Origin of the sequence: Microbacterium sp. 1.5R (assembly GCF_007667425.1) — a bacterium.
Lineage (GTDB): Bacteria > Actinomycetota > Actinomycetes > Actinomycetales > Microbacteriaceae > Microbacterium.
In genome coordinates this window covers 965,865-989,068 of the sequence record NZ_VDRC01000002.1, presented here as the reverse complement: position 1 = coordinate 989,068, position 23,204 = coordinate 965,865, and the positions used below count along the sequence as shown (strand labels likewise).

Genomic DNA, 23,204 nt, shown 5'->3' with positions numbered 1-23,204 from the left:
CTACACCTCGAGGAGTTCGGCCTCTTTGCGCTTGAGTGCGTCGTCGATGAGGTCGACGTGCTGGCGCGTGAGGACATCGAGTTCCTTCTCGCCGCGAGCGATCTCGTCTTCGCCCAGCTCGCTCTTCAATGCGTCGAGCTCGTCCTTCGACTTGCGACGGATGCCGCGGACGTGGACCTTCGCGTCCTCGGCCTTCGTCTTGACGAGCTTGACGTACTCCTTGCGGCGCTCTGCCGTGAGCTCGGGCATCGTGACGCGTACGAGGTTGCCGTCGTTCGTGGGGTTCGCCCCGAGGTTGGGCATGTCGCGGACAGCCTGCTCGATCGCCTTGAGCGCCGACTTGTCGTACGGCGTGATGATGAGCGTGCGGGCCTCCTGGTTGGCCAAGGAGGCGAGCTGCGCGAGCGGCGTCGGAGTGCCGTAGTAGTCCACGAGCAGCTTCTGGAAGAGCTGCGGGTTCGCCCGGCCGGTGCGGACGGTGGAGAAGTCCTCCTTGGCGGCTTCGACCGCCCGCGCCATGCGAGAAGTGGTTTCAGCGAGGACATCCGCGATCACGGTGACTCCTATCGTCGGGGTGTTCAAGAATTCTATCGGGCCGGACGCGCGGCGACCGTCAGGTCAGGCCGTGACGAGTGTGCCGATCGGCTCGCCGAGCAGCGCCTTCGTCACGTTGCCAGCGGGCTCCATGCCGAACACGCGCATGTCCATGTTGTTGTCCATGCACAGGCTGAACGCGGTGGCGTCCACGACCTTGAGTCCTCGCTGCAGCGCATCGCGGTAGGTGACGCGATCGATCCGCTCGGCATCCGCGTGCTTGTTGGGGTCGGCGGTGTAGATGGCGTCGACGCCGTTCTTCGCGACGAGCACCTCCGTCGCGCCGATCTCGAGCGCGCGCTGCGCGGCCACGGTGTCGGTGGAGAAGTACGGCAGGCCCGCACCGGCGCCGAAGATCACGACGCGCCCCTTCTCCATGTGGCGCTCGGCGCGCCGCGGGATGTAGGGCTCAGCGACCTGCGTCATCGAGATGGCGGACTGCACACGCGTCGGGGCGCCTGCCTGCTCGAGGAAGTCCTGCAGTGCGAGGGCGTTCATGACGGTGCCGAGCATGCCCATGTAGTCGGCACGACCGCGGTCCATGCCGCGCTGGCTCAGCTCCGCGCCGCGGAAGAAGTTCCCACCGCCGACGACGATGGCGACCTCGATGCGATCGACCGCCGCGGCGATGTCGCGCGCGATCTGGCTGACCACGTCGGGGTTGACGCCGAGCTGTCCGGCGCCGAACGCCTCTCCGGAGAGCTTGAGGAGAACGCGGCGGCGTCCTGTGCGTTCGGTCATGGGTGGTGTCCTCTCGTCCCGATTCAAGATAGTGCCTCGTGGGCATGAAGAAGGGGTTCGGACCGCATGGATCCGAACCCCTTCGACTGTGCTACGCGCCGACCTTGAAGCGCGCGAAGTCCGTCACGGTGATACCGGCGTCCTTCGCCACCTGGGCGACAGAGAGCTTGTTGTCCTTCGCGTAATCCTGCTCGAGCAGTGCGACCTGCTTGATGAACGCGGAGACACGACCTTCGACGATCTTGGGCAGCGCCGCTTCCGGCTTGCCCTCGTTGCGCGAGATCTCGGTGACGATCTCCCGCTCCTTCTCGACGGCCTCCGACGGAACATCCTCGCGGGACAGGTACGTCGGGTTCGCGAACGAGATGTGCTGTGCGATGCTGCGCGCCGTCTCGGCGTCATCACCCGAGTAGGCGACGACGACGCCGATCTGCGGCGGAAGGTCCTTGCTGGTGCGGTGCAGGTACACCTCGACCTTGTCGCCGGTCACGGTGCGGACCTGACGCAGCTCGACCTTCTCGCCGATGATGGCCGCCTCTTCCGAGATGACCGTCTCGACGTTCTTGTCGCCGGCGGAGGCGGCAAGCGCAGCCTCGACCGAGTCGGCCTTGACGGCGGCGACAGCGTCGGCGACCTTGTCGGCCAGCGCGATGAAACGCTCGTTCTTCGCGACGAAATCGGTCTCGCAGGCGAGCTCGATCAGCGTCACGGCGCCGTCCTGCTCGCGAGCGACGACGAGGCCCTCGCTGGTGGAACGGTCGGCGCGCTTGGCGTTGCCCTTGGCACCCTTGAGACGCAGGATCTCGGTGGCCTTCTCGACGTCGCCGTCGGCCTCCTCGAGCGCCTTCTTGGTGTCGACCATTCCCGTGCCGAGCTGCTCACGCAGCGCCTTGAGGTCGGCGATGGTGAAGTTGGCCATGTGTGGTGGCTCCTTGCTTCGTGGTGTGTGTGGTGGTCGCGTGATTACTTGGCGTCGGCTGCCTCGGCGGCGGCGACCTCAGCGGTCTCCTCACCGGAAGCGTCGGCGACGGCCTCGTCGTGAGCCTCGGCACCGGCCTCGTCGGCAGCGGTCTCGTCGGCGGCGGGGGTCTCGGCGGCGGCAGCCTCATCGGCGGCCGGCTCGACGGCAGCGGCGTCGGCGGACTCCTGCGCGGGCGTCTCGAGAAGCTCCTTCTCCCACTCGGCCAGCGGCTCTGCGTCGCCGGACTCGGGGTTGTGCTTCTGCTGCAGCCCCTCGGCGGCGGCGTCGGCGATGATGCGCGTCAGCAGCGAGACGGAGCGGATCGCATCGTCGTTACCGGGGATCGGGTACTGGAAGTCGTCCGGGTCGGCGTTCGTGTCGAGGATGCCGATCACGGGGATGCCCAGCTTCTTGGCCTCGTCGATCGCGAGGTGCTCGCGCTTGGCGTCGACGACCCAGAGGGCGGACGGCGTCTTGGTGAGGTTGCGGATTCCGCCGAGCGACTTGTGCAGCTTGTCGAGCTCGCGCTTCTTGAGCAGCAGCTCCTTCTTCGTGAAGCCCGATGCGGCCGGGTTCTCGTAGTCGAGCTCCTCGAGCTCCTTCATGCGGGCGAGACGCTTCGCGATGGTGGAGAAGTTGGTGAGGAGGCCGCCGAGCCAGCGCTGGTTCACGAAGGGCTGGCCGACGCGGGTCGCCTGCTCGGCGAGGATCTCCTGGGCCTGCTTCTTGGTACCGACGAAGAGGATGGTGCCGCCGTGAGCGACGGTCTCCTTGACGAAGTCGTAGGCCTTGTCGATGTAGCCGAGCGACTGCTGGAGGTCGATGATGTGGATGCCGCTGCGCTCGGTGAGGATGAAGCGCTTCACCTTCGGGTTCCACCGACGGGTCTGGTGTCCGAAGTGCACGCCGCTGTCGAGCAGCTGGCGGATGGTGACCACAGCCATGGTCGTCTCCTTGTTCTGGCGCGAGGACGCGCCGTTGAGGTTTGTCGAACCGATCGGGCGATCGGATTCCCTGGTGCCCGACGCACTCCCACCCGTTCGAGAACGGGACCTGTGGGGGTGGATGCCGCGACGGAGTCGCTCTGGGCACGCGTAGTCACCCCGATATCGAGGTGCTCCCCCAGCATACAGGATCCGGCGCCGTCACTGCTCCTCCACCGGTCGCCCGATATCGCTCCTCTCCCCCGTGCGCGCCGGTCCGCACGGCCCGGTCACCGCGATCGCTCAGAACCCGCCGAGGATGGCCTGCATGAGGCATCGACTCGCGCTGGCCGCGCTGCTCGCTCTCGCGCTCGTCCTGCTCATCCATCCCGGCCAGGCGTCGGGCGACGGCAGTGCGCCCGGCGTCCCGGAGGCACCCGTGTGGGAGTGGCCCCTCGACGGTCACCGGACGGTGGCAGAGCCGTATCGAGCGCCGGCCCACCAGTACGGGGCGGGACACCGCGGAGTGGATCTGCGCGCTGCTGCGGGCGCCGTGGTCCGCGCGCCGGCAGACGGGGCGGTGGCATTCCGCGGCGTCGTGGTCGATCGAGGTGTGCTGACCATCGAGCATGCCCATGGGCTCGTCTCGTCCTACGAGCCGATCTCGTCGGACCTCGCCCCGGGAACCCTCGTGCGAGCCGGTGACGTGGTGGGCACGCTCGACCGCGGCGGGCACGCCCTCGTCGACACATTGCACCTCGGAGTGCGGTGGGAGGGCGAGTACATCAACCCGATGCTGCTGTTCGGTCCGGTACCCCGCGCGGTGCTTCTGCCGTGCTGTGACGCCCTGTGATCGTGATATCGCGGCTCACGCTCGCGGATGCGCGAGTCGATAGGTCGCGGTGAGTCGTTCGGAGGAGACGTGGGTGTAGATCTGGGTGGTGCCGAGGCTCGCATGTCCCAGGATCTCCTGCACGGCGCGGAGATCGGCACCGCCGTCGAGGAGGTGTGTGGCCGCCGTGTGACGGAGGGCATGTGGACCGACCGTTTCGGCACCCACGAGCGGCGCAAGCACGCCGGCGACGAGGGTGTAGACGGCGCGGGGACCGACGCGACCTCCGCGCGCACCGAGGAAGAGCGCAGATGACGAACGTGTCGTGCGAAGGGCGAGAGCCGGGCGCCCGCGTGTGAGGTACGCGCCGATGGCATCGCGCGCCGGTGCGCCGAACGGCACGATGCGCTCCTTCGCCCCTTTCCCGAGTACGCGCGCGGTGCCCCGGTCGAGGTCGACGTCGTCGATGTCGAGGCCGCACAGCTCGGACACGCGGATGCCGGCACCGTAGAGCACTTCAAGGATCGCGTGGTCACGGAGCGCCATCGGATCGCCTCCGCTCGTCGCCGTGCGCTGCGCGTCGAGAAGGCCCGCCATCGAGTCCTGCGAGGCGACCGTCGGCAGGGAGCGACCTCGTTTGGGTGCGACGAGGCGGAGGCTGGGGTCGTGGACGATGAGCTCGTGCTCTTGCGCCCAGGCGAAGAACGAGCGGACGGCGGCGGTGCGGCGGGCGAGGGTCGACCGCGCGTCGCCCCTCTGCGTGGCGGTCCACAGCCAATCGCGCAGATGCTCGAGAGTCACGGCGCCGATCGACACCTCGCCGACGGTCGCGGTGAGGTCGCGCAGGTCCGATCGATAGGCACGCACGGTGGCGGGCGACAACCGTCTCACCTGTCGCAGATGGTCTGCGAAGACCCCTGCCGCCGCTTCGAGCTCCATGCGACAAGCTTGCCCCGCTTCGCGCACGGACGCGTCAGCCCCGCCGATCGGCCTCCGACCTGCGGAGCCACCCGTGCTCGGTGCGTCGCACCGTGCCGTCCAATTCGAGAAGGCCCAGCACAGAGCGGACCGTCGTCGGCGAGAGGCCGCTGCGCCTTGCAAGTTCGTCCGGGGCCCATGCCTTGCGGGTGCTCATCGCGTCGAGGAGCCGCGTCTCATCCGGACTCGAGCGAGGTTCGGCCACCGTCGATGAGCCCGCAGAGCGCCACAGCTCGCGCGCCTCGAGCGCGGAGGTCACGCAACGGGCGTCGTACTCGCGCAGCAGGCGGTGACAGCCCGCCGACGCCGGCGACGTGACCGGGCCGGGCACCGCCCCGAGAGGGCGACCGAGCGCCGAGGCGTGTCCGGCCGTGTTCAGCGACCCGCTGCGCCACCCGGCCTCCACGACGATCGTCGCATCGCCGAGCGCCGCGATCAGGCGATTACGGGCGAGGAAACGAAGCCGTGTTCATTTCTTCCGCTAAGTATGACGCTTCCTGTGGCAATGTCATATCCATGACGGTGACTGACATTGTGGTGCAGACGCAGCCTTCGGCCCTGGAATGGATCGCCGCGGGTGCGACAGCTGTCTCAGCCGTCGTAATCGCCTGGCAAGCGTGGCAGACCCGCCGATCCGTTCAGGCCTCTGAGAAGGCCGTTGACGTCGCTCAGGCAGCGCTCACGGAGAGCCAGCTCGCCCGCGTAGAGAACGGCGTGCCACGCCTCATCGTCACTACGGCCTTCTACGTGGGAGCCGAGAAGCTCTGGCGGTGGGAGCAGGGTCAAACCGTTGAGATCGAGCAGGGGCACATCTTCAAGCTCCCGCGAGACGCCGACATGATGCTGACGTGCAGGCACAAGTTCTCCATTCGGAACGATGGACCTGGGACAGTCGTGCCGAAGTTCAAAGCGTCTCCGTCTACGAGCGTGATGACCGCCACGGAGCCAATCCCGCCTGGCACTGAGAAAGAGTTCGTCTTCACGATGCGCAAGAGCGTTGCTGAGTGGGTCTCGCTTCTCACCCCTGTCCCGTCGGAAGACGAGCGCAAGGTCTACCCAGTGAGCGGTACCGTGGATGTCATCTACTCGGGTCCCCGTGACTCCGACGTGGACGAGATTCATCCCGTCATCATCCGGGGCTCTGCTCTGGTCGCTGTCGAGGATGCAGAGGGCGACTGGCGGCGCTACGAGGACTTCGAGTGGCAGCAGAGTCTGACGGCACGGGTAGCCCCCGCGACCCGGACCTATTGGCGCTCCCGATCTGCGAACGTGAAGTTCGACACTCAACCAATCGCGCAAGGCGAGATCGCCGCGAGTTAGCGCGTGACGCGAATTAAATACCCCAGATGAGAAGCCACATCGGCGGGATCGACAGAGCGACAGCGTGCGGGTACGCTCGGACGCACGGGGCTACCAACTTCACACGATCAGCCGCCCGGGTAGGCGCTCAAAAACGAGAATGCCGCCCGGTCTGTCCAGGACACGGGCGGCGAAGGATTCTCATGACTAGCGTACCTGCCGACGTACCCCATCGCACCCCTCGCCGGGTGCCCCTCCAGTACCGGTCCGACGACCCGCATCGCAACGATCCGCCTCCTCGCAAGCTCACCATCGAGGAGATGCGCGCGGACGTTAGCGCGCGACGCGCGTCAAGTAAGGTGCCCGCACCCGCGCCGGACGTTAGCGCGTATGGCGCGTCAAGTAACCCCGTACTCCCCCCAAGGGAGAGGCAGGCTGATGAGGGCACTCTGTGGACGTTCTCCACGAGGGGGACGAGAGCCCGAACCGCGGGACGATCTCAGCGCAAGATCCTCAGATTCCCGCCTCTCCGACCGATGTATGCCAAGAACCGGTACGACTCGGAGGGCAACCTCACCCGGAAGGGCACCAGCTACAAGGGCGACATCTGGCGCTACCTCGCCACCTGGGGATTCCGCACGCTGAACGATCTCGACGGAGCTGGATACGCCCCGCCTTCGCATGACGACCTGGCCGACCTCTTCGAGCGCCGGATGCGCGAGCGTGCGACGACCTACGACACGTACTACAGCAACCGCGGCCACGGGATCAGCTTCGGGGACATCGAGACGATGGCGGACGCCGCAGCGGCGTCGGTGCTCAGGGATTGGTCTCCGAACTGGATTCGAAAAACGAGAGAGTGGGGCGCGACCGGAGGGCGGAAGTCTCGACCATCCGAACCGGCCTACTCCGACGCTGACCTCGACGCGCTCGCGGCGCTACACGGTCAGACCAAGGCGCAGCAGTCCATCGCGCTGGATGTGTCACAGAGCACCATCGACCGCATGAGGAAGGCGCTCCGGGACCGCGGTTAGCGCGTACGCGCACGAAAGGCGGGCGGGTATCCGACGTCAATCACGCAACAACGTCGAGCGGGCGATACTCATTTGCGATGAGTACTTCAGCGATCACCCCAGCAACGCCCCGTCGTGGGCGTCGATGCGAAGCGTGCGCTCTGCCTGCGGATCTCCGGGCTCACATCGAGACCACCCTCGCTGAGGGTCGATCCTTTTCGCACGTTTCGCGTATCTCCGGCGCGCCGAGCAGAGACGCCATCCGTCGCCACGTGATGAACGGCCACGTGAGCCCCGAGGTGGCGGAGGCCGTCGAGCGCTCACACGGCATGGATGCCGTCTCCGTCGCCGGTCGGCTGGCAGATGCGACCACGCGAGCACGAGAGGCCGGTCTCGTCGCACTGGAGGCCGGTGACGCCGCTCTCGCCCTTCGCGCTATCGACGTGGAGGTTCGAACGCTAGGCGTGCTGTCCAACATGGGCGTCGAGCGCGAGATCGATGCGGACATCGCACTGAAGGCACGACACATCGCTCACGCCGCGATCCGGCTCGTTCGTGATGACCCGGCACAGGCCGACCCCCTGGCCGCGGAGCTTGATCGCATGTACAGCGGCGACATGGCCGCAGACATCCGAGACATCGCAGACGAGGTCCGCGACCGTATCCCCGAGATCGAGAATTGAGGTTAGCGCGTGATGAGCACTAATGAAGCAGAAGGCCTCACCCATGAGGCGCGCGCAGCTCTCCAGGCTGAGCCCATCGGCGTCCGTCGTCTCCGCGAAGCTCGTGAGGCCCTGGCCAAGATCCAGGCCGAGCAGGCGGCGAGCGCTCCTATCCCCGTGCGACCGGCTGACACCTTCCACTGCCTGATGACGGGCGCGACCATCGCGACCGGCCAGGGCCTCCTGAGCACGGCCCACATCACCCGTGCAGGCGAGAACGTCGTCGTGACTCAGGCGATGATCGATGCTTCGTACAGCGCCTCTGGGCGCTCGTGGATGTCTCTCATCGACAACGAGCCCGCGCAGCTCGCGAAGTGGGGTGAGGTGCGCTTCCGGATGGGGCGTGCCCCCGAGGATGTACAGACCTGGACGCAGTACGGAGACAGCGACTGGCGCGAGCAGCGCGAGGCAGCGAGACAGGCGGCATGGGCCGAGCCGAACCCGGACCGACGTGCAGCAGCACTGCGAGCTGTGCACGAGAAGTTCGGACCCGCGCCGGTCACGAGCACGACGATCAGCACGACGCCGGACCCGTCGATCAAGCTCGCGGAAGTGCAGCGAGCCCGCCTGGATGCCGGGGGCGTGCGGCAGGTCAACAACTACGAGGCAGTGCGGCGATGACTGGCCCGGCGTACGGCAATCGAAACCGCGCGACGCATGCCGTCGTCGTGGATCTCGTGCGGCTCGCGCTCGATGCACGCGGCATCACCTCGACGGCCACGAGGACGCCGACGAGCCTGTCGGATGCTCTGAGTGAGGATGTCGCCCTCGCACCGGATCTCGCTCTCGACGGCGTGGATCTCCGGGTGAGCAGCAAGCTGAAGCCATTCAGGCTTGCAGAGGATCTGGAGCAGGCGCAGCGAGTTGCCGCCATCCGCGGTACCGGTATCGGGGCCGTGGTGCAGTGGCGCGAGCGTCCCATCGATGAGGCATTCGTAATTCTGGATCTTCGAGACTTCGCCAAGCTTCTCGCGGACGTCCACCGCACTCCGCCGCCCTGAACAACAGACTCCGCGCGGCGTCTTCCCTCTTCCTTGGTGCGCCGCGCGGTCCCGCTGGGGCTCTCGATGTCACTCGTCCCCAGCCCCGGTCCCGAGGCGCATTCGGATACGTCTCGGGACCGGCCCTTTACTCCGGCCCCCGCATTGATCTATACGAGGGACCGATGGACCGCCTGCGGGGGCCGGACCAATCTCAACCTGGAGGTCAGAATGAGCAGTCGAGCAGCGAGAAAGATCCACCCCCGCGCGCCCTGGGTGAAGCACCCCGGCGTGTACGCCGCGCCCGATCCTTGGCTCCTCTGGGAAGCGCCCCAGGGGCGCGCAGCGCACCCCGGTACCCCAGGGGCACGACCGGCCAATTCGAGCGCTCAGGCGCGTGCAGACGCCGCCACGGGGGTCTCATTCGTGGACCCCCCGAAGGTCCCCGCGGCGAGCGCCGTCGTCCCCGTCTTCCTGGATGGCAAGCGCGTGCGTGTGCCGGTCGATTGGAGCATCGCAATTGACTCCAGCACGGCGCGGAGTCAGCTTTACCTGCGGGAGCCGAGCGGGACTCTGCACGTGCTCCTCCTTGACCGCCAGGGCGCTCTCCGCGAGATGGCCGGACTCCCTGCCGACCTCGTCGCTGACATCATCGCGAAGTACTTCCCCGGGCGATGAGTGCATCAGCGGCATGGGCCGAGCTGAGCCGAGCCCTCCTCGCACATGAGCCCGCGTGCCGAGACGATCCGCGGTTCATCGATGACGGGCGCTCAGACGCAGCCAATCGCGACCTCGCGCCCGTGTGCTCGTCGTGTCCCGTTCAGGTCGAGTGCGCCGCGTACGCAGCCGTAGCACCGCGTCATGCGATCACCGGCTACTGGAGCGGGAAACGCCGCGGAGTTCGTCTACCGACCTGAGACACCGCGCAGCGCGGCGTCTCGAATCCTTGGATTTGAGACGTTCCGAATCCCTGCCATTGCAGCACGCAGATCGTCATGAGAAAGTGACCAAAAACTGTCTCTGCTACTTGTCTCAGATACCCCGTACGGTTTACAGTTGAGACATGACCACCTCGAAGAGCTTCGGCTACGCAAGAGTCTCGACCACCTCGCAGACCAATGACCGTCAGCTCGACCGTCTGACCGAGGCTGGCATCGACCGAGCCGACATCTTCGAGGACAAGATCAGCGGTGCCCGTCAGTCTCGACCCGGGCTGGACGATCTCCTCTCCCGCGTCCGCCCCGGCGACACGATTACCGTCGCGAGCATGGACCGGCTGGGTCGCTCCGCGCTGCACGTGCTCTCGACCCTGGCCGATCTCGAAGAGCGTGACATCATCGTCAAGAGCTTGAAGCCGGGCGAAGACTTCACCGGCCCCACGGGCAAGCTTGTGCGGGCCGTCATGACCCATGTGGCCGAGTGGGAGCGCTCGATGAACGCTGAGCGCGTCGCAGAGGCACGTGCAGCTCGTGCAGCACGCGCCAAGGACGGCGAGCAAATCGCGGGCCGACCGATCACGGCCATGACCGCGGAGAACGTCAAGAAGATTCGCCAGCACAAGGCCAAGGGCCGCACCGTGGCGGAGATCGTGAAGCTCACCGGCATCAGCCGCGCATCGGTGTATAGAGCCCTCGCGGACTAGATGTCCGACGATTCAGTCGTCAAAGGCACTCGAACGCTCTGGCTGTCCGCATCGGCCTGGAAAATGTAACGGCGACATGCTCGCGCCCAGGCTCGACGACCTCCAGAGATTCTGATGAGCACTGGATTGAAACGACTCTCGTAAGTCTCAGCTGCCCCTCGTCGCTTACGGTCGGAACAAAGTCACCCACGCGAACCGCGGTTGAAATCGCTAGGTAGCCAACGGTCGTCTCCGCGAGGGAAACGGGCGGTGCCTCGTTGACCACTCCCAACTCTTTGCTCAGCGATGACGGGAAAGCACTCGCGCACATCATCATTAGGCAGTAATACGACTGCCGCACGAACTCCTGAACTGCGGAGATCTGATCGATCATTAGCTCGGGAGAGCGAATCTCCGTAGGCAGGTCGCCGTGGGCAAGATCGTTTCGCTCCTGGACGAGGCGGTCCACCTGAGACTCTAAGGTCTCCGTGGATGGCCCAAAAGGCTGGCGCATCCACTCCATCTCAGGGTCACCAACACCAACTCTCCGCAACAGCTCCTTCACGTTGTCGCTCCATGCATTCCGATCTAGCCGAAGCAGGGACGACTCGTCTGCCCAAGCCGGACCGACCGCTCCGCGCAGGATCTCTTCGACGCTCCCGGGGTCATCACTCGCCCCATGCTTGTTCCGACTCAGCGCATCACTAGCGCGACGCACTGTCCGCTCGATGTGCGCTTCTCGAACCAAGTCGGGCAGATCTGAAAGTGATGAAGAAAACTCACCAAGGTGCTGTACGGCGGCCTTCCCCAGGGCCTGGATTGAAGCCTCGTACGCCGCATATGTCAAGAGCACCCACGACGCGTAGACATCGGAAGCGAACTCGGCAGCACCGTCACGCGAGTGGGCGACGTAATCGGCCCTTCTCGTGAATCTGTTCACTGCCTCCGTATAGGCGACTAGAAGTCTTCCCATGATCGATCAGCTAGACGAATCGAGTGAGAAACTGCTCAAACAAGATCTCGCGATCCATCAGGTCGCTCCGCGTCTGACCGCGCAGGTTGAACTTGCGAGCGTTCTCCTCGTAGAAGCCGTCGAGGCCCTCGATGATCGCCTCGCTGTTGCTCCGCAGCGCATCTGCCTGTGGCAATAGGCGCGACAGAACGTTGGTGAGAGCGTCGTAGATCGAGACCGACGGGACGGTGCGCCACTTGCCGTTGGCGCGTCGGCGGAACGCGTTCTCACCGAAGATGTCGTACGCCAATTGCATCGTCTCGCTGAACACTGCTTTGAGACCCTCCAGGGTTGCCTCGTCGTAACTGTTGGCAGCCTTCAGGTACTCGTCGAGGTAGTCGCGCAGGTTGTCCCGGTAGTGCAGCATGCGTTGACGGTTGGCGAAGAAACGGAGTACCAGCTCGACGTCGCTCATATCCCTGTAGAGCTCCGGCACCGGGTCCGGTGCCCCGATGATCTCCACATCGAAGTCCAACATCGAATCGTCGCGAAGAGCAGACTCAGGAGAGATGATCAGCTCCTCCACGTTCTCGGGGATGTCCCACAAACGCCGAAGGGCAGGGAACGAGGACAGCTGCTTGCAGAGCCTATTCATCGGCCCTTCGTAGAGGGCGTTCCGCAGCTCCTGCGCCGTGAGCTTCACCCCACCTGTGTTAATTCTCCCGAACACGAACCTCTTCAGTTGCTCGGGGTCTTCACCTCCATGCGATGTCTCTTTCAAGAGGATGATCGACGAGATGTATCGGCGGTCGATTCCAGCCTTGATCCGCGACGGGAGGTCGCGGTAATGGCGACCTTCAAGCTCTTGCCAGTACTCCAAGCCCGTGAGCGCGAACTCGTTCTCGTAGAAGTCGCGCACCGAGGTCATCCGCTGCAGGCCGTCCATGACCTCGTACTGGTTGAAGTCCCACTCGTAGAGGAAGATCGGCGGAACTGGGACGTTCATGATGAAGGACTCGATAAGACGACTCTTCTGTGCGACGTCCCAGCGACGTCGGCGCTGATAGTCGGGGTCCATCTTGTAGTTATCCGCGCTGACCATCTTGCTCACCGAATCGAGCGGGTACCGGCCCGACTCGGTAACGATTCGAATCTCGCCGCGCTCGTACTTTTGATTGATCTCGTCGTCCGTTGGCCTCACGACTACTTCGTCATCACCCAGCCCCGAGGTGATGAACTCCGCTTGAACGAGCGCCTCCCTCTGACGGCTCGTGAGGTTCCGACGAGCCTTCTCGTCAGGTATGGCTTCGAGCGACAAAGAGTACCTCCCGGTGGACCGTTCCAGGATTAGATCATTGCACGCAGCGACACTGTTTCATCGATCTTCGACGGAGCACGCGCGCCTGGCGGCATTAGTCGTAGGCGCGGTGGACGTGCCAGCCGTCCTCGCCCTTGTAGACGTCGAAGACGAATGAGACGCCCTCCTCGTCCGTGCCCTGGAATCGCCAGCCGTAGAGCCCGTGGTGATGCTCCCCGAGGGGTACTGACCACGTGGAGTGTCGCAGCCGGGTCGGGGTATCCGTGACGCGCCATCGTCGGCCCGCGTAGATCATCCGTGCCGGGATGTCGTTGACCATCCATAGTGTTGCGGTGCGTTCGACGGTTGGCGTGCTCATGGGTTAAGGCAACGGAACACATGTTCGACTGTTGCTACCCTCGATTCAGGCCGCGAGAGGAGGCGGACCTTGGGCGCGAGCGACAGGTTGAAGTACGCCAACGACGTGCGCAGCGCGCGTGCCTCTGTCTCCGCAGCAGCGAAGCGCGGACCTCTCCAGACGCTTTCGGATCGAGAATTAGCCCTGCGAGACCATCCCGTGACGGTCTACCCGCACGCCCTCCAGCGTCGTGTGAGGGCATGGGTGCGATTCGGAGCTGAGGCCGTGCGCGTGGACGCGACGATCATGCGGTCCACCCCTCTCGCAGCCGGGATCGAGTTTCACGGGATTGATGAGACATTCCGGTGCTGGGTGTGGGGAAACGCAGTGACGGTCAGCGAGGATGCCTAGCCCTGGGCGGCGTCGCGCTCCGCCTTCCGCGCCGCTCGTGCGGCCACGCCAAGGGCGCTCGCGTGACGGGCGCGCTCGCGCCGCGCCTCTCGGTCTTGCCTCAACTCAGCGGCCCGTCGAGCCTCTTCCGCCAGCTCAATCACGAGCCCGACATCAGCCCGCAGCGCCGCCTCACCCGCCGCCCACAGAGGCGCGAACCGTGCCGTCATCCGAGCATTACGCTCGCGCTCCTCTTCCTGCCGCAAAATCGCGTCGAAGTCCGGGGGCTCGACCGTTGCCATCAGATCTCCTCGTCTTTCGAGATGACCGCGATACGCGACGGTCCCCGTCCAGGATGAATAACGATCTCGAAGTGTGCCGCGATCAAGGCACGCTGATCCTCGATGGACCGGGCGTCGAAGCGGCGCTGAACCTCCCGCAGTAGTGCACCCGCAGCGTCCCAGTCCACCCTGTGTGTGGCCGGTTCGACCACGGCCCTTCTGAGGTCGGAGAGGATGCTTGCCCGGGTGCTTGCAGCCAGCAGCGCCGTTCGCTCGCTCAGCAAGCGCTCACGCTCTGTTAGGAGCGCTTCTACGTGCGGCGCAATCAACGACCAGCGCATGCCTCCAGCCTTGGCCTCCGCCCACTCCGCCTCCTCCACATCGATGAGTGGTAGACGCCTCTCGATTTCAGACAGGCGGGGAGGAACGATCCTGGGGTCTCGCATGGACCCCACGAGGTAGCTCGCGATCTCGAATCGGATCTTCTTGTCCACCCAATCGCCCTTGATGCAGGGGTGAGAGAGGTTCGCAAGACACAGATAAGCGTTCCTGTAGCTCATCGGTCCTCCACAGACGCCACATCGTGCGATCCCGGACGCCAGGTGGCGGATGACCCCGCCCGGACGCCGGGCATGAAGGTGCGTCGCCAGGTGATTCTGTACCGTCTCGAAGATCTCCTTCGAGACAAGGCGATCCACGTGCTTTGCCGCTTCGAACTCAACCCCTCGCCGCGTCAGAATCCCCATGTACGCCTTGTTCGTCAGCGTCTCCCGCACCCGGGTGCGTCGCCATCCCAGCTCCTCCGCCCATGAGTTGATTGACCGGCGCTGATCCGGGTCGGGGTCGGCCATTGACTCGAACATGGCCTTCACAATCGGGGCTTCGACAGGATGCTTCTTGCAGTTGACTCGCCGCCCGGCCTTCTCGTCCGCAGCCAGGTATCCGAATCGGCGCTTGCCTGGCACGGGCTCGCGATTCGCGTGGATCTCGTCGAGCGCTGCGCCCTGGCGCTCGTCGCGGTGCTCGCCCTCGTAAGTGCTCCACGTTGCCACGGTGCGCGCAATCGCTCGCCCCTGAGGTGTGGAGAGATCGAGAACGCCGCTCGTCACGCTGTACACGGGAATACCCAGTTCGATGATTCGCTCCAGATCCTTGGTCTTCCGGAGCAGGCGATCTTGGTGCCACACGATGATTCCGGGAGGGTTCTCTCTGAGCAGTTGCTCGAAGCCCTTCCGGTACTTCGAGCGCGTCGCGCTGACGTCGTTGTCCTTCTTCACTCCGAGCACGATGATGCCGTTGTTGTCCGCCCACTGGCGGCAATCACGCTCCTGACGCGCGACCGTCGCCCCCTCCTTTTCGGTGCCCTTTTTCTTGTCCTCCGACAGTCGGGTGTAGATCCATGCCGACCGATGTTGTTCTTCCATCTCTCGCTCCATGACCGTTGTACGCCGATGGAGGCTGTCGTATGAAGCCTCCGACAAACACGGCTTGGATTCCTCGCCAGAAACCGCCACTTCGTCGGCGCGGTGCCGCAGGCCACCTCGCTGACGACCGTGCCCGCGCTCGTGATGCGGCGGAAGAGGTCCCGATGTCCCTGCGGATACGCCCGGTCGACCCCGCCCGCCAGGAACGCGACCGTCTTCCCACCCACGCCGACGGCGGCTCTGTGCGCAGCGCCGTCGATGCCGTATGCACCGCCGGATACGACCGTCACTCCCATCGCCGCAAGGTCCCCCGCGATGTCTCCGGCGATCTGCTCTCCGTAGGAGGTCGCCGCCCGCGCCCCGACTATGGAAACCCGCTCCCCTGACCGCAGTGTGTCGACGTCGCCCCGGGCCCACAGGACGAATGGGCGGTGGTTCTCCAGGTCGTCGAGGCCGCGAGGCCACTCGGGGTCGCCCGGGAGAAGCAGACGCGCGCCAATCTGAGCGGCATCCCTCAGGGCAGCCGACACCGCAGCCGCCGAAGCCCGCGGACTCCACCGTTCGATGCCGTCGCGAAGAGCGCGACCCGCTCGCCCCGGGGGGAAGAGACCTGGCGCGGCGGGGTCGAGCACGGTCCGCAGCGCGTGTGCAGAACCCATCTCGTCCACGAGTGCGCCCGCCACTCCGTCGCCCGGTTCTGCGAGTACCGACCAGGCGACCCGCGCGACCTCCTCGTCGGACTGTCGGGGCAAGTGTTCCGAGACGCACGGCCTGAGAATGTCGAGGCTCCGGAACACCGAGGCGTCGGACAGCAGCTCATCGATCATGCCGCATACCCCCGCTTGAGGTAGAGAGCCCGTCCGACCTGCTCGGCTCCGGGACGCTCCAGTCCGTCCAGGTCTGCCATCGTCCATGCGAGACGCAGCACCCGGTCGTATCCGCGCAGCGTCAGAAGCCCGCGCTCCAGCGCTCGGTCGAGCGAGACCCTCGCCTCCGCGGGTATGCGGACATCGGCCTGGCGCAACCGACTGCCGGGCACCTCGGCGTTCCGCGTCCACGGAGTTCCGCGCCAGCGTTCGGCTGCTCGCGCACGGGCGCTCGCCACTCGCACCGACGCCTCGGCGCTGGTCGCGGAGGCCGAAGCTCCGGCGACCGCCCGCGCAGCGGACACCCTCGCCACCTGCAGCTCGATGTCGACGCGGTCCCGTAGCGGACCCGACAGCCGCGTCGCGTAGCGTCGGATCGCGGCCGACGGACACACGCATTCCGCACCACGCACGCCGTAGTTGCCGCACGGACACGGGTTCATCGCCATGATCAGCTGGAATCGCGCGGGGAAACGCGCCGAGAAACCCGCACGGCTGACCTCGATGGTCCCCGATTCGAGCGGCTGCCGCAACGCGTCGAGGGCGACCCGGGAGAACTCGGCCGCCTCGTCGAGGAACAGCACTCCACGATGCGCGCGAACGATCGCCCCCGGCCTCACCGCCCGCGAACCTCCCCCGACGAGCGCCGCGACCGATGCGCTGTGATGAGGCGCTTCGAGAGGCGGCAGCGTGCTGAGTTCACGGACGTTCTCCCCGCAGAGGGATCTGATCGACGCGACGTCGAGCGCCTCGACCGCCGCGAGCGGGGGCAGGATTCCCGGGAGCCGTCGCGCCAGCATCGTCTTGCCCGCCCCCGGAGGACCGCTCAGGAGCATGTGGTGTCCACCGGCCGCGGCGACGATCAGCGCGTCCACGGCGTCACCTTGTCCGACGATGTCTGCGAGATCGAGCCCTGCATCATCGACGCTCTCTACGCGCGGAGGCACCACGGGCTCGAGATCGGGGGCGACGATGTCGGCACCGTGCCAGAGCGCGACCTCGCCCAGGGAGACCGCGGCGCGCACCTCGACGCCCGGAACGAGCGCAGCCTCGTGCGCGTTCCCAGCAGGGACGATCACCCGCTCGAAACCGGCTCGTGCGGCGGCAAGCACCGCCGGAAGGACACCGAGGACCGGACGCAGCCGCCCGTCGAGACCCAGTTCGCCGATATGCACGGTACGGCGGACGGATCTGCCATCGAGGGCGCCGCCTGCCGCGAGGGCGCACACGGCCACGCTCAGGTCGAACGCGGAGCCCTGCTTGGGCAGGCTCGCCGGTGAGAGGTTGATGGTGAGTCGGCGGCGAGGAAGATCCAGCCCCGAGTTCTTGCAGGCGTTGTGCACGCGCTGAACCGCCTCGCCCAAAGACTTGTCGGGGAGTCCGATGATGCGGAAGTCGGGCGTCTGGTTCGAGAGGTCGGCCTCGACTTCGACCAGATGCCCGTCGACCCCCGTGAGGGCGACCGCCCAGGTGCGGGCGATGGTCACGAGAGATCCACCAGGTGCTCGATCTCGGCGGATGCGGGATCCGAGCCGATGAGCGACACGGCCTCGACACGGAGTGTCAGCCCCCGCGCCCGGTCGGGATGCGCCGCCACCCAGGCATAGGCGAGTTGCCACAGCCGTCCTAGCTTCCGCGAGTCGACGGCTTCGAGAGGATGCCCGAAGGCCGCGGACGACCGCGTCTTCACCTCGATGATGCAGAGCCACCCCGCGGACACCGCGACGATGTCGATCTCACCCTGGGCGCACCGCCAGTTCCGGGAGAGGATCTCGTATCCGCGTTCCAGAAGGTGTTGCGCTGCGCGCGCTTCGCCGGCCCTGCCGAGTTCGTCTTTCGCTGCCATGTGCACAGCTTCTCGCCGAGTGCACTTCACCATCGGAGACGGAGGTGACGTCAGCCGCCGGACCGGGACAGTTCGACTATCGCGTCGACTGTGCAGGAAGACTCATTCGCCGTCGAGCGACAGCTCCTGGGGCAGTTCGAACTCCCGGCGCTGCAGTTCCTCGACGTTGACGTCCTTGAACGTCAGCACTCGGACGGCCTTCACGAAGCGATCCGCCCGGTAGATGTCCCATACCCACACGTCGCTCATGGAGATCTCGAAGTAGAAGTCGTGCTCGGTGTCTCGACGGACGACATTCACCTCGTTGGCGAGATAGAACCGTCGCTCCGTCTCGACGACGTACTGGAACTGCGAAACGACGTCGCGGTACTCGCGGAACAGAGCCAGTTCGAGTTCGCGGTCGTAGTCGTCGAATGCTTCCTCATCCATGATGAGTCCATCCTAGAGTCGGCACGGCGCTCGGTCGCACGCTCAGAACAGCGTGGGCGCGTCGGCGATCGCCCAGGAGGACCGATGATGAGGCGACAGGCCGAGCGATCGGATGGCGTCGCGATGCTCCACGCTCGCGTAACCCTTGTTCCGATCCCACTGGTACGAGGGATGGTCGACGTGCAACTCGGCCATGTATGTGTCGCGGGCGACCTTCGCGATCACGGACGCCGCCGAGACGGATGCGCAATCACGGTCGGCCTTGATCACCGATCGCACGCGGAGCGGCTCAGGGTGGACCGCGGAGACGTAGTCGTAATTGCCGTCCAGCAGAACCAGCGCGCCCGATACGGCGATCCCCTGCGCGACGACGCTCTGCACCGCGCGTGAGGCAGCGAGCCCGAGCGCGCGCATGATGCCGACCTGGTCGATCTCGGCGGCCGTCGCCCACCCGACGCCTGAGGCCTGCACCCAGGCGGCTGCCCGGGCCGCCACGTCGGGTCGGCGTTTCTCCGACACCAGCTTCGAGTCGCGGAGGCCTTCGGGAACACGACGCCGCGCACCCTTGGCGTCCATCACGGCCGCACCAACGGCCACAGGACCGGCGAGAGCACCGCGACCCACCTCGTCGAGCGAGATGATGAGCTCGCACTCCTGGGTCAGGAGTCTGCGCTCCAGCGTCAGCTTCGGGGCGACGACGGTCATTCCGCCTCCGGCACCCCGTTGAAGATCGCGTGGTGACCGTCGATCGTGCCCATCCGGTCGAAGGGCCAGGTGGTGAAGAACGCCTTTCCGACGACGTTCTCCAGGGGTACGAAGCCGCCGCTCGGGAGGTCCTGGTGAGCGCGCGAATCGCGAGACCGATCGCGGTTGTCGCCGAGCACCCAGATGGAATCCTCCGGTACGACGACGTCGAAGGGGTCGTTCGACGCGGCGGTGTCGCCGTCCGGAAGGTCGAGGTACTGCAACTCGTCGATCGGGGCGCCGTTGATCGTGATCTGTCCCAGTGCGTTGCAGCACACCACGTGATCACCGGGCAGTCCGATGACGCGTTTCACCAGGTGGTCCTGAGAATCCGAGGCCGAGACGCCGATCACGGTGAGCAGCCAGTCGACGGCCTCGACGAGCGGCGGTTGAGCGGGCGTCTGCGGTTGACCCTCGAGCCACCCGCCGGGGTCCTTGAAGACGACCACGTCTCCGCGCTCGTAGGAGGTCCACCGAGGGGTCAGCTCGTCGACGAGGATCCGGTCGTCGACCATGAGCGTGCGCTCCATGGAGGCCGAAGGGATGAAGAAGGAGCGGACGACGAACGTCTTCACGACGAACGAGACGAGGGCCGCGATGACGACGATGATCAGGACGTCACGAAGGAAGACCAGGAACCCGCGACGCCGTCGAGTTCGAGGCGAGGATGCGGCGGCGGAGTCAGTCGTCATCAGGTTCCTTCACAGAGTCGCACCGCGTACACGGCAGTATCAAGGGTCGCACACCGCGGGGAGAACAAAGCACCCCGGGACATCGTGTCCCGGGGTGCTGCAGAGAAGCTGCGCGTCAGTTGTCGCGCTTCTCCTTGATCTTCGCCTTCTTGCCACGGAGCTGGCGCAGGTAGTAGAGCTTCGCACGGCGCACGTCACCGCGGGTGACGACCTCGATGTGGTCGATCACCGGAGAGTGCACGGGGAAGGTGCGCTCGACGCCGACCTGGAAGCTGATTTTGCGGACCGTGAAGGTCTCGCGAACGCCGTCTCCCTGGCGGCCGATGACGACGCCCTTGAAGACCTGGATACGGGAGCGGCTGCCCTCGGTGATGTTGACGTGAACGTTGACCGTGTCACCCGGGTGGAAGACGGGAACGTCGGAACGGAGCGAAGCCGCGTCGACGGCGTCGAGGATCTGCATGATCGTCTCTCTCTGCACTCGCCACAGGTCGGATGCATGTTTTCGGAAGGAACAAGAAAGGGTGTGCACCGAACGGCGCCGAAGCGTCCGCGGGCTCCCCTGAGGCAGAGCCGGTCACGGCACAAGGAACCATTCTGCCACGGATGACGCGCGCCGCCAAAACGGGACGCTCGCGCTCAGAGTCCGCGGTCGTCGCTCTCGCGCACGACGATGACCTCGTGCGGCCGAGCAGCGGGGGTCGGCTCGTCGACCCGGGGGATGGTGGACCAGGTGATGGTCTCGCGGAGACGCGCCCCACTCCCCCTCGCCTCGTTCCACAGCTGCCACAGCTGCAGCCAGATGAGCGCGATGCCGGCGACGATCGCCGCGGTGAGGAGCCACCCGAACGCGCCGTCGATGAAGAGTCCGACGGCGATGGTGAGGCCGTGCCACACGGTGAATCCGGCGACATCCCACCAGGACACCGCTCGCTCGACTCGCACCGACGGTCGCGAGCGGGTCAGGACGGTGAGGAGGAGCTGCCCGAGGAACACGGAGGGCACTGCGATGAAGAGCACCCAGAGGATGGCCCAGCCGCCCTGGAAGACCCCCCAACCGACGAGGAGCCACAGCGGCAGCACGAACGCGGCCGGGAACAGCCACCGGAAGAACCCCTGACGCAACCACATGCTTCGATGGTACGTCGGCGTGCCGAGCGCGCCCGGGGTGTTCGCTCTGAGCGCGTGCGGTCCCGCGCGGCATCCATCAGGGAGAATGGTGGAGACGAGAGGACACCCGATGATCGAACTGCGCACCCCCGCCGAGATCGACGAGATGCGCGCCGCAGGCCGCTTCGTCGCCGAGACCCTCGCGACCTTGCGCGACGACACCAAGGTGGGAACGAACCTCCTCGCGATAGACCGCCGAGCGCACGACATGATCCGCAAGGCCGGGGCGGAATCCTGCTACATCGACTACCACCCGTCCTTCGGCGCGAGCCCGTTCGGGAAGGTGATCTGCACCTCGGTCAACGACGCCGTCCTGCACGGCCTCCCGCACGACTACACACTCCGCGACGGTGACCTCGTGTCTCTCGACTTCGCGGTCTCGGTCGACGGGTGGGTGGCGGATTCCGCGGTCTCGTTCGTCGTCGGCACTCCGCGCGATGAGGACCTGCGCCTCATCGACACGACCGAGCGCGCTCTGGCCGCCGCGATCGACGCCGCAACCGTCGGAAACCGCATCGGCGACATCTCCGCTGCGATCGCCGCCGTCTCGCACGGCGAGGGCTACTCGATCAACACCGACTTCGGCGGGCATGGCGTCGGACGCATCATGCACGGCGACCCGCACGTGCCGAACGACGGCCGCGCCGGTCGCGGGTTCCCCTTGCGTGAGGGCCTGGTGTTCGCGCTCGAGCCGTGGCTGCTCGCCACCACTGACGAGCTCGTCACCGACCCGGACGGCTGGACCCTGCGCAGCGTCGACGGCTCACGAGGCGCGCACTCCGAGCACACCGTCGCCGTGACGGCCGACGGCCCGATCGTGCTGACGGACCGCTCGTTCCTCGGCGTCGACTGACGACCGATTCCTCACTCCGCCGTGCGCTCCCAGTCCGCGACCGGCCCGTCCACGACGTGGAACAGCGGGTGCGGCTCCGGGATGGTGACCCCTGACCAGAGCGCGAGGACGTCCGGGTTCCGCACGGCCAGCTTGGCGGTCAGGTGCCGCCATTCGAACTCGAGCTGGCCCGAGGCGACCAACAGCGGCTCACTGCGATGCGCGGCGCGGCGGTCGATCCGTTCCCGGTCGAAGCGATAGCCGCGTTCGTCCGCTTCGACCGCCACGCCCTCCAGATAGGATCCGAGCGCATCGAGCGGGTCCGGCGAAACCCGGAACCTCTGGAGTTGCGGATGCTTGTCCCACCCGCGGGTGCGCCCAGCGAGCACGGCCTGCGCGAGCAGCGTCTCACGCCAGCAGGCGACGAGTCCCTGACGATCCAGGTACCGGGGGTGCAGCGACCATATCCTCATGCGCGCGTGTAGAGGAAGACGTCGGTGAGGTGGGGCAAATCGAAGGTGTCGAGCCCGCTGGTCTCGGCATCCGCATCCAGAATCCGCTCGATCGCCGCTGTCATCGCCGCCTTCGTCGAACTGTCGGCGATGAGGTAGGCGCTCACGGTCGACCACCGTGCAAGGTAGTCGCCGCGCTTGATCCGCTCGACCCACCGGAACGACTCGAAGCGGTCGAAACGGAATCCCGGAAGCTCCTCCGCCGTGCTGGTCGTCTCATCGGCCTCTCCCACGGCCGGGTGTACGACCCGCGAAGCCGAGTGGTCCCACCCGCACGCGGGATCGGAACGATTCCACAGCAGACCGAGCGTGCCCTCGGACCGCAGCACGCGAGCGATCTCCGCGCAGGCGCGAACGCGGTCGAACCAGTGGAACGCCTGCGCCACCGAGACGACGTCGACCGATGCATCCTCGACGGGGATGAGTTCAGCGCTGCCTTCCAGAGCCTCGACACCGGGGAGTTTGTCGCGGAGGACGTCGATCATGGCCGCCGACGGCTCGACGGCGATGATCCGGTCCGCACGACCGGTGAGGTGCTCCGTGAACTTGCCGGTGCCAGCGCCCAGGTCGAGAGCGGCCGAGACCCGGTGCGGGACGATCGCGTCCGCCGCTGAAGACGGGAAGCCTGGACGATAGCGGTCGTAGTCCGCTCCGATGCCCTCGAACGACCTCGCCAGCGCCTCATCGACCATGCACCGACGCTAGCAGCTCGCCGACACGGCCCCACGTCCATGACCCTCTCCCCTG

Annotated in this window: 30 protein-coding genes and 2 pseudogenes; 10 read left to right on the top strand and 22 right to left on the bottom strand. The window is 66.2% G+C overall.

Annotated elements, in window-relative coordinates; translation table 11 throughout:
* From frr to rpsB, 4 genes are all read right to left on the bottom strand, one after another.
* Positions 1–555, bottom strand: a complete 555-nt coding sequence (gene frr, locus FSY98_RS15625; RefSeq protein ID WP_144877542.1) for a ribosome recycling factor — start codon at positions 553–555, stop codon at positions 1–3.
* Between the two features lie 63 nt (positions 556–618).
* A complete protein-coding gene (pyrH, locus tag FSY98_RS15620; protein WP_144877541.1) occupies positions 619–1,335 on the bottom strand; it encodes a UMP kinase in 717 nt (238 codons plus the stop codon).
* A 91-nt stretch (positions 1,336–1,426) separates the two neighbouring features.
* Positions 1,427–2,254: a translation elongation factor Ts gene (gene tsf, locus FSY98_RS15615; protein ID WP_144877540.1), complete on the bottom strand. Its 828-nt coding sequence runs from the start codon at positions 2,252–2,254 to the stop codon at positions 1,427–1,429.
* A 44-nt stretch (positions 2,255–2,298) separates the two neighbouring features.
* Entirely contained in the window at positions 2,299–3,240 is a 942-nt protein-coding gene (gene rpsB / locus FSY98_RS15610; protein ID WP_144877539.1) for a 30S ribosomal protein S2, read from the bottom strand.
* Between the two features lie 307 nt (positions 3,241–3,547).
* On the opposite strand from rpsB, the gene FSY98_RS15605 reads away from it, so the two are divergent.
* Entirely contained in the window at positions 3,548–4,072 is a 525-nt protein-coding gene (locus FSY98_RS15605) for a M23 family metallopeptidase (protein WP_144877538.1), read from the top strand.
* Between the two features lie 15 nt (positions 4,073–4,087).
* On the opposite strand, the gene FSY98_RS15600 is transcribed toward FSY98_RS15605, so the two are convergent.
* The 3 genes and pseudogenes from FSY98_RS15600 to FSY98_RS17005 all read right to left on the bottom strand — a co-directional run.
* Positions 4,088–4,990, bottom strand: coding sequence for a tyrosine recombinase XerC (locus tag FSY98_RS15600; protein WP_144877537.1), 903 nt, complete (start codon positions 4,988–4,990; stop codon positions 4,088–4,090).
* Positions 4,991–5,024: 34 nt separating this feature from the next.
* Positions 5,025–5,234 carry a helix-turn-helix domain-containing protein gene (locus FSY98_RS17010; protein ID WP_313955889.1) on the bottom strand — a complete coding sequence of 70 codons (210 nt, stop codon included), beginning with the start codon at positions 5,232–5,234 and terminating at the stop codon, positions 5,025–5,027.
* A gap of 63 nt (positions 5,235–5,297) precedes the next feature.
* Positions 5,298–5,483 (bottom strand): annotated as a pseudogene (locus FSY98_RS17005) (DNA-processing protein DprA); the annotation flags it as partial.
* A 62-nt stretch (positions 5,484–5,545) separates the two neighbouring features.
* On the opposite strand from FSY98_RS17005, the gene FSY98_RS15590 reads away from it, so the two are divergent.
* The 8 genes from FSY98_RS15590 (at position 5,546) to FSY98_RS15555 (ending at position 10,685) form a co-directional block, all read left to right on the top strand.
* Positions 5,546–6,349 carry a tetratricopeptide repeat protein gene (locus FSY98_RS15590; protein WP_144877535.1) on the top strand — a complete coding sequence of 268 codons (804 nt, stop codon included), beginning with the start codon at positions 5,546–5,548 and terminating at the stop codon, positions 6,347–6,349.
* A 227-nt stretch (positions 6,350–6,576) separates the two neighbouring features.
* Complete coding sequence (locus FSY98_RS15585; protein WP_144877534.1) at positions 6,577–7,362, top strand: hypothetical protein; 786 nt, start codon at positions 6,577–6,579, stop codon at positions 7,360–7,362.
* A gap of 266 nt (positions 7,363–7,628) precedes the next feature.
* Complete coding sequence (locus FSY98_RS15580; protein WP_144877533.1) at positions 7,629–8,024, top strand: hypothetical protein; 396 nt, start codon at positions 7,629–7,631, stop codon at positions 8,022–8,024.
* A gap of 12 nt (positions 8,025–8,036) precedes the next feature.
* Positions 8,037–8,684, top strand: a complete 648-nt coding sequence (locus FSY98_RS15575) for a hypothetical protein (RefSeq protein WP_144877532.1) — start codon at positions 8,037–8,039, stop codon at positions 8,682–8,684.
* Positions 8,681–9,064, top strand: coding sequence for a hypothetical protein (locus tag FSY98_RS15570; RefSeq protein ID WP_144877531.1), 384 nt, complete (start codon positions 8,681–8,683; stop codon positions 9,062–9,064). Before FSY98_RS15575 ends, FSY98_RS15570 begins: the two co-directional genes overlap by 4 nt.
* Before the next feature lie 405 nt (positions 9,065–9,469).
* Entirely contained in the window at positions 9,470–9,721 is a 252-nt protein-coding gene (locus FSY98_RS15565) for a hypothetical protein (RefSeq protein ID WP_144877530.1), read from the top strand.
* A complete protein-coding gene (locus FSY98_RS17050; protein WP_144877529.1) occupies positions 9,718–9,960 on the top strand; it encodes a WhiB family transcriptional regulator in 243 nt (80 codons plus the stop codon). The genes FSY98_RS15565 and FSY98_RS17050 overlap by 4 nt, the downstream gene beginning before the upstream one ends.
* A 146-nt stretch (positions 9,961–10,106) precedes the next feature.
* Positions 10,107–10,685: a recombinase family protein gene (locus FSY98_RS15555; protein ID WP_144877528.1), complete on the top strand. Its 579-nt coding sequence runs from the start codon at positions 10,107–10,109 to the stop codon at positions 10,683–10,685.
* A 19-nt stretch (positions 10,686–10,704) separates the two neighbouring features.
* Here the strand turns inward: FSY98_RS15555 and FSY98_RS15550 are convergent, their stop codons facing one another.
* From FSY98_RS15550 to FSY98_RS15485, 13 genes and pseudogenes are all read right to left on the bottom strand, one after another.
* A complete protein-coding gene (locus FSY98_RS15550; RefSeq protein ID WP_144877527.1) occupies positions 10,705–11,604 on the bottom strand; it encodes a HEPN domain-containing protein in 900 nt (299 codons plus the stop codon).
* A gap of 43 nt (positions 11,605–11,647) precedes the next feature.
* Complete coding sequence (locus tag FSY98_RS15545; protein ID WP_144877526.1) at positions 11,648–12,934, bottom strand: DUF262 domain-containing protein; 1,287 nt, start codon at positions 12,932–12,934, stop codon at positions 11,648–11,650.
* Positions 12,935–13,028: 94 nt separating this feature from the next.
* Positions 13,029–13,292: a hypothetical protein gene (locus FSY98_RS15540; RefSeq protein ID WP_144877525.1), complete on the bottom strand. Its 264-nt coding sequence runs from the start codon at positions 13,290–13,292 to the stop codon at positions 13,029–13,031.
* Positions 13,293–13,678: 386 nt separating this feature from the next.
* The gene (locus FSY98_RS15530) at positions 13,679–13,963 is read right to left on the bottom strand and encodes a hypothetical protein (protein ID WP_144877524.1); all 285 of its coding nucleotides are present in this window, start codon (positions 13,961–13,963) and stop codon (positions 13,679–13,681) included.
* Entirely contained in the window at positions 13,963–15,366 is a 1,404-nt protein-coding gene (locus FSY98_RS15525; RefSeq protein ID WP_186307708.1) for a recombinase family protein, read from the bottom strand. The genes FSY98_RS15530 and FSY98_RS15525 overlap by 1 nt, the downstream gene beginning before the upstream one ends.
* A 128-nt stretch (positions 15,367–15,494) precedes the next feature.
* Positions 15,495–16,025, bottom strand: a pseudogene (locus FSY98_RS17045) (DNA-processing protein DprA); the annotation flags it as partial.
* Positions 16,026–16,189: 164 nt separating this feature from the next.
* A complete protein-coding gene (locus FSY98_RS15515) occupies positions 16,190–17,719 on the bottom strand; it encodes a YifB family Mg chelatase-like AAA ATPase (protein WP_144877521.1) in 1,530 nt (509 codons plus the stop codon).
* Positions 17,716–18,078: a YraN family protein gene (locus FSY98_RS15510; protein WP_144877520.1), complete on the bottom strand. Its 363-nt coding sequence runs from the start codon at positions 18,076–18,078 to the stop codon at positions 17,716–17,718. Before FSY98_RS15510 ends, FSY98_RS15515 begins: the two co-directional genes overlap by 4 nt.
* A 102-nt stretch (positions 18,079–18,180) precedes the next feature.
* Complete coding sequence (locus FSY98_RS15505; protein ID WP_017204525.1) at positions 18,181–18,507, bottom strand: DUF2469 family protein; 327 nt, start codon at positions 18,505–18,507, stop codon at positions 18,181–18,183.
* 42 nt (positions 18,508–18,549) lie between these two features.
* Entirely contained in the window at positions 18,550–19,212 is a 663-nt protein-coding gene (locus tag FSY98_RS15500) for a ribonuclease HII (RefSeq protein ID WP_144877519.1), read from the bottom strand.
* Positions 19,209–19,943, bottom strand: a complete 735-nt coding sequence (gene lepB, locus FSY98_RS15495; protein WP_144877518.1) for a signal peptidase I — start codon at positions 19,941–19,943, stop codon at positions 19,209–19,211. Before lepB ends, FSY98_RS15500 begins: the two co-directional genes overlap by 4 nt.
* Before the next feature lie 115 nt (positions 19,944–20,058).
* Positions 20,059–20,406 (bottom strand): 50S ribosomal protein L19, encoded by a 348-nt coding sequence (rplS, locus tag FSY98_RS15490; protein WP_050721068.1) that lies wholly within the window; start codon positions 20,404–20,406, stop codon positions 20,059–20,061.
* A gap of 176 nt (positions 20,407–20,582) precedes the next feature.
* The gene (locus FSY98_RS15485) at positions 20,583–21,074 is read right to left on the bottom strand and encodes an MFS transporter permease (RefSeq protein ID WP_144877517.1); all 492 of its coding nucleotides are present in this window, start codon (positions 21,072–21,074) and stop codon (positions 20,583–20,585) included.
* A 109-nt stretch (positions 21,075–21,183) separates the two neighbouring features.
* On the opposite strand from FSY98_RS15485, the gene map reads away from it, so the two are divergent.
* Positions 21,184–21,966, top strand: coding sequence for a type I methionyl aminopeptidase (gene map, locus FSY98_RS15480; protein ID WP_144877516.1), 783 nt, complete (start codon positions 21,184–21,186; stop codon positions 21,964–21,966).
* 11 nt (positions 21,967–21,977) lie between these two features.
* Here the strand turns inward: map and FSY98_RS15475 are convergent, their stop codons facing one another.
* Together FSY98_RS15475 and FSY98_RS15470 are read right to left on the bottom strand one after the other, a co-directional pair.
* Entirely contained in the window at positions 21,978–22,418 is a 441-nt protein-coding gene (locus FSY98_RS15475) for a pyrimidine dimer DNA glycosylase/endonuclease V (protein WP_144877515.1), read from the bottom strand.
* Positions 22,415–23,149, bottom strand: coding sequence for a class I SAM-dependent methyltransferase (locus FSY98_RS15470; protein WP_144877514.1), 735 nt, complete (start codon positions 23,147–23,149; stop codon positions 22,415–22,417). Before FSY98_RS15470 ends, FSY98_RS15475 begins: the two co-directional genes overlap by 4 nt.
* Between the last annotated feature and the right edge of the window lie 55 nt (positions 23,150–23,204).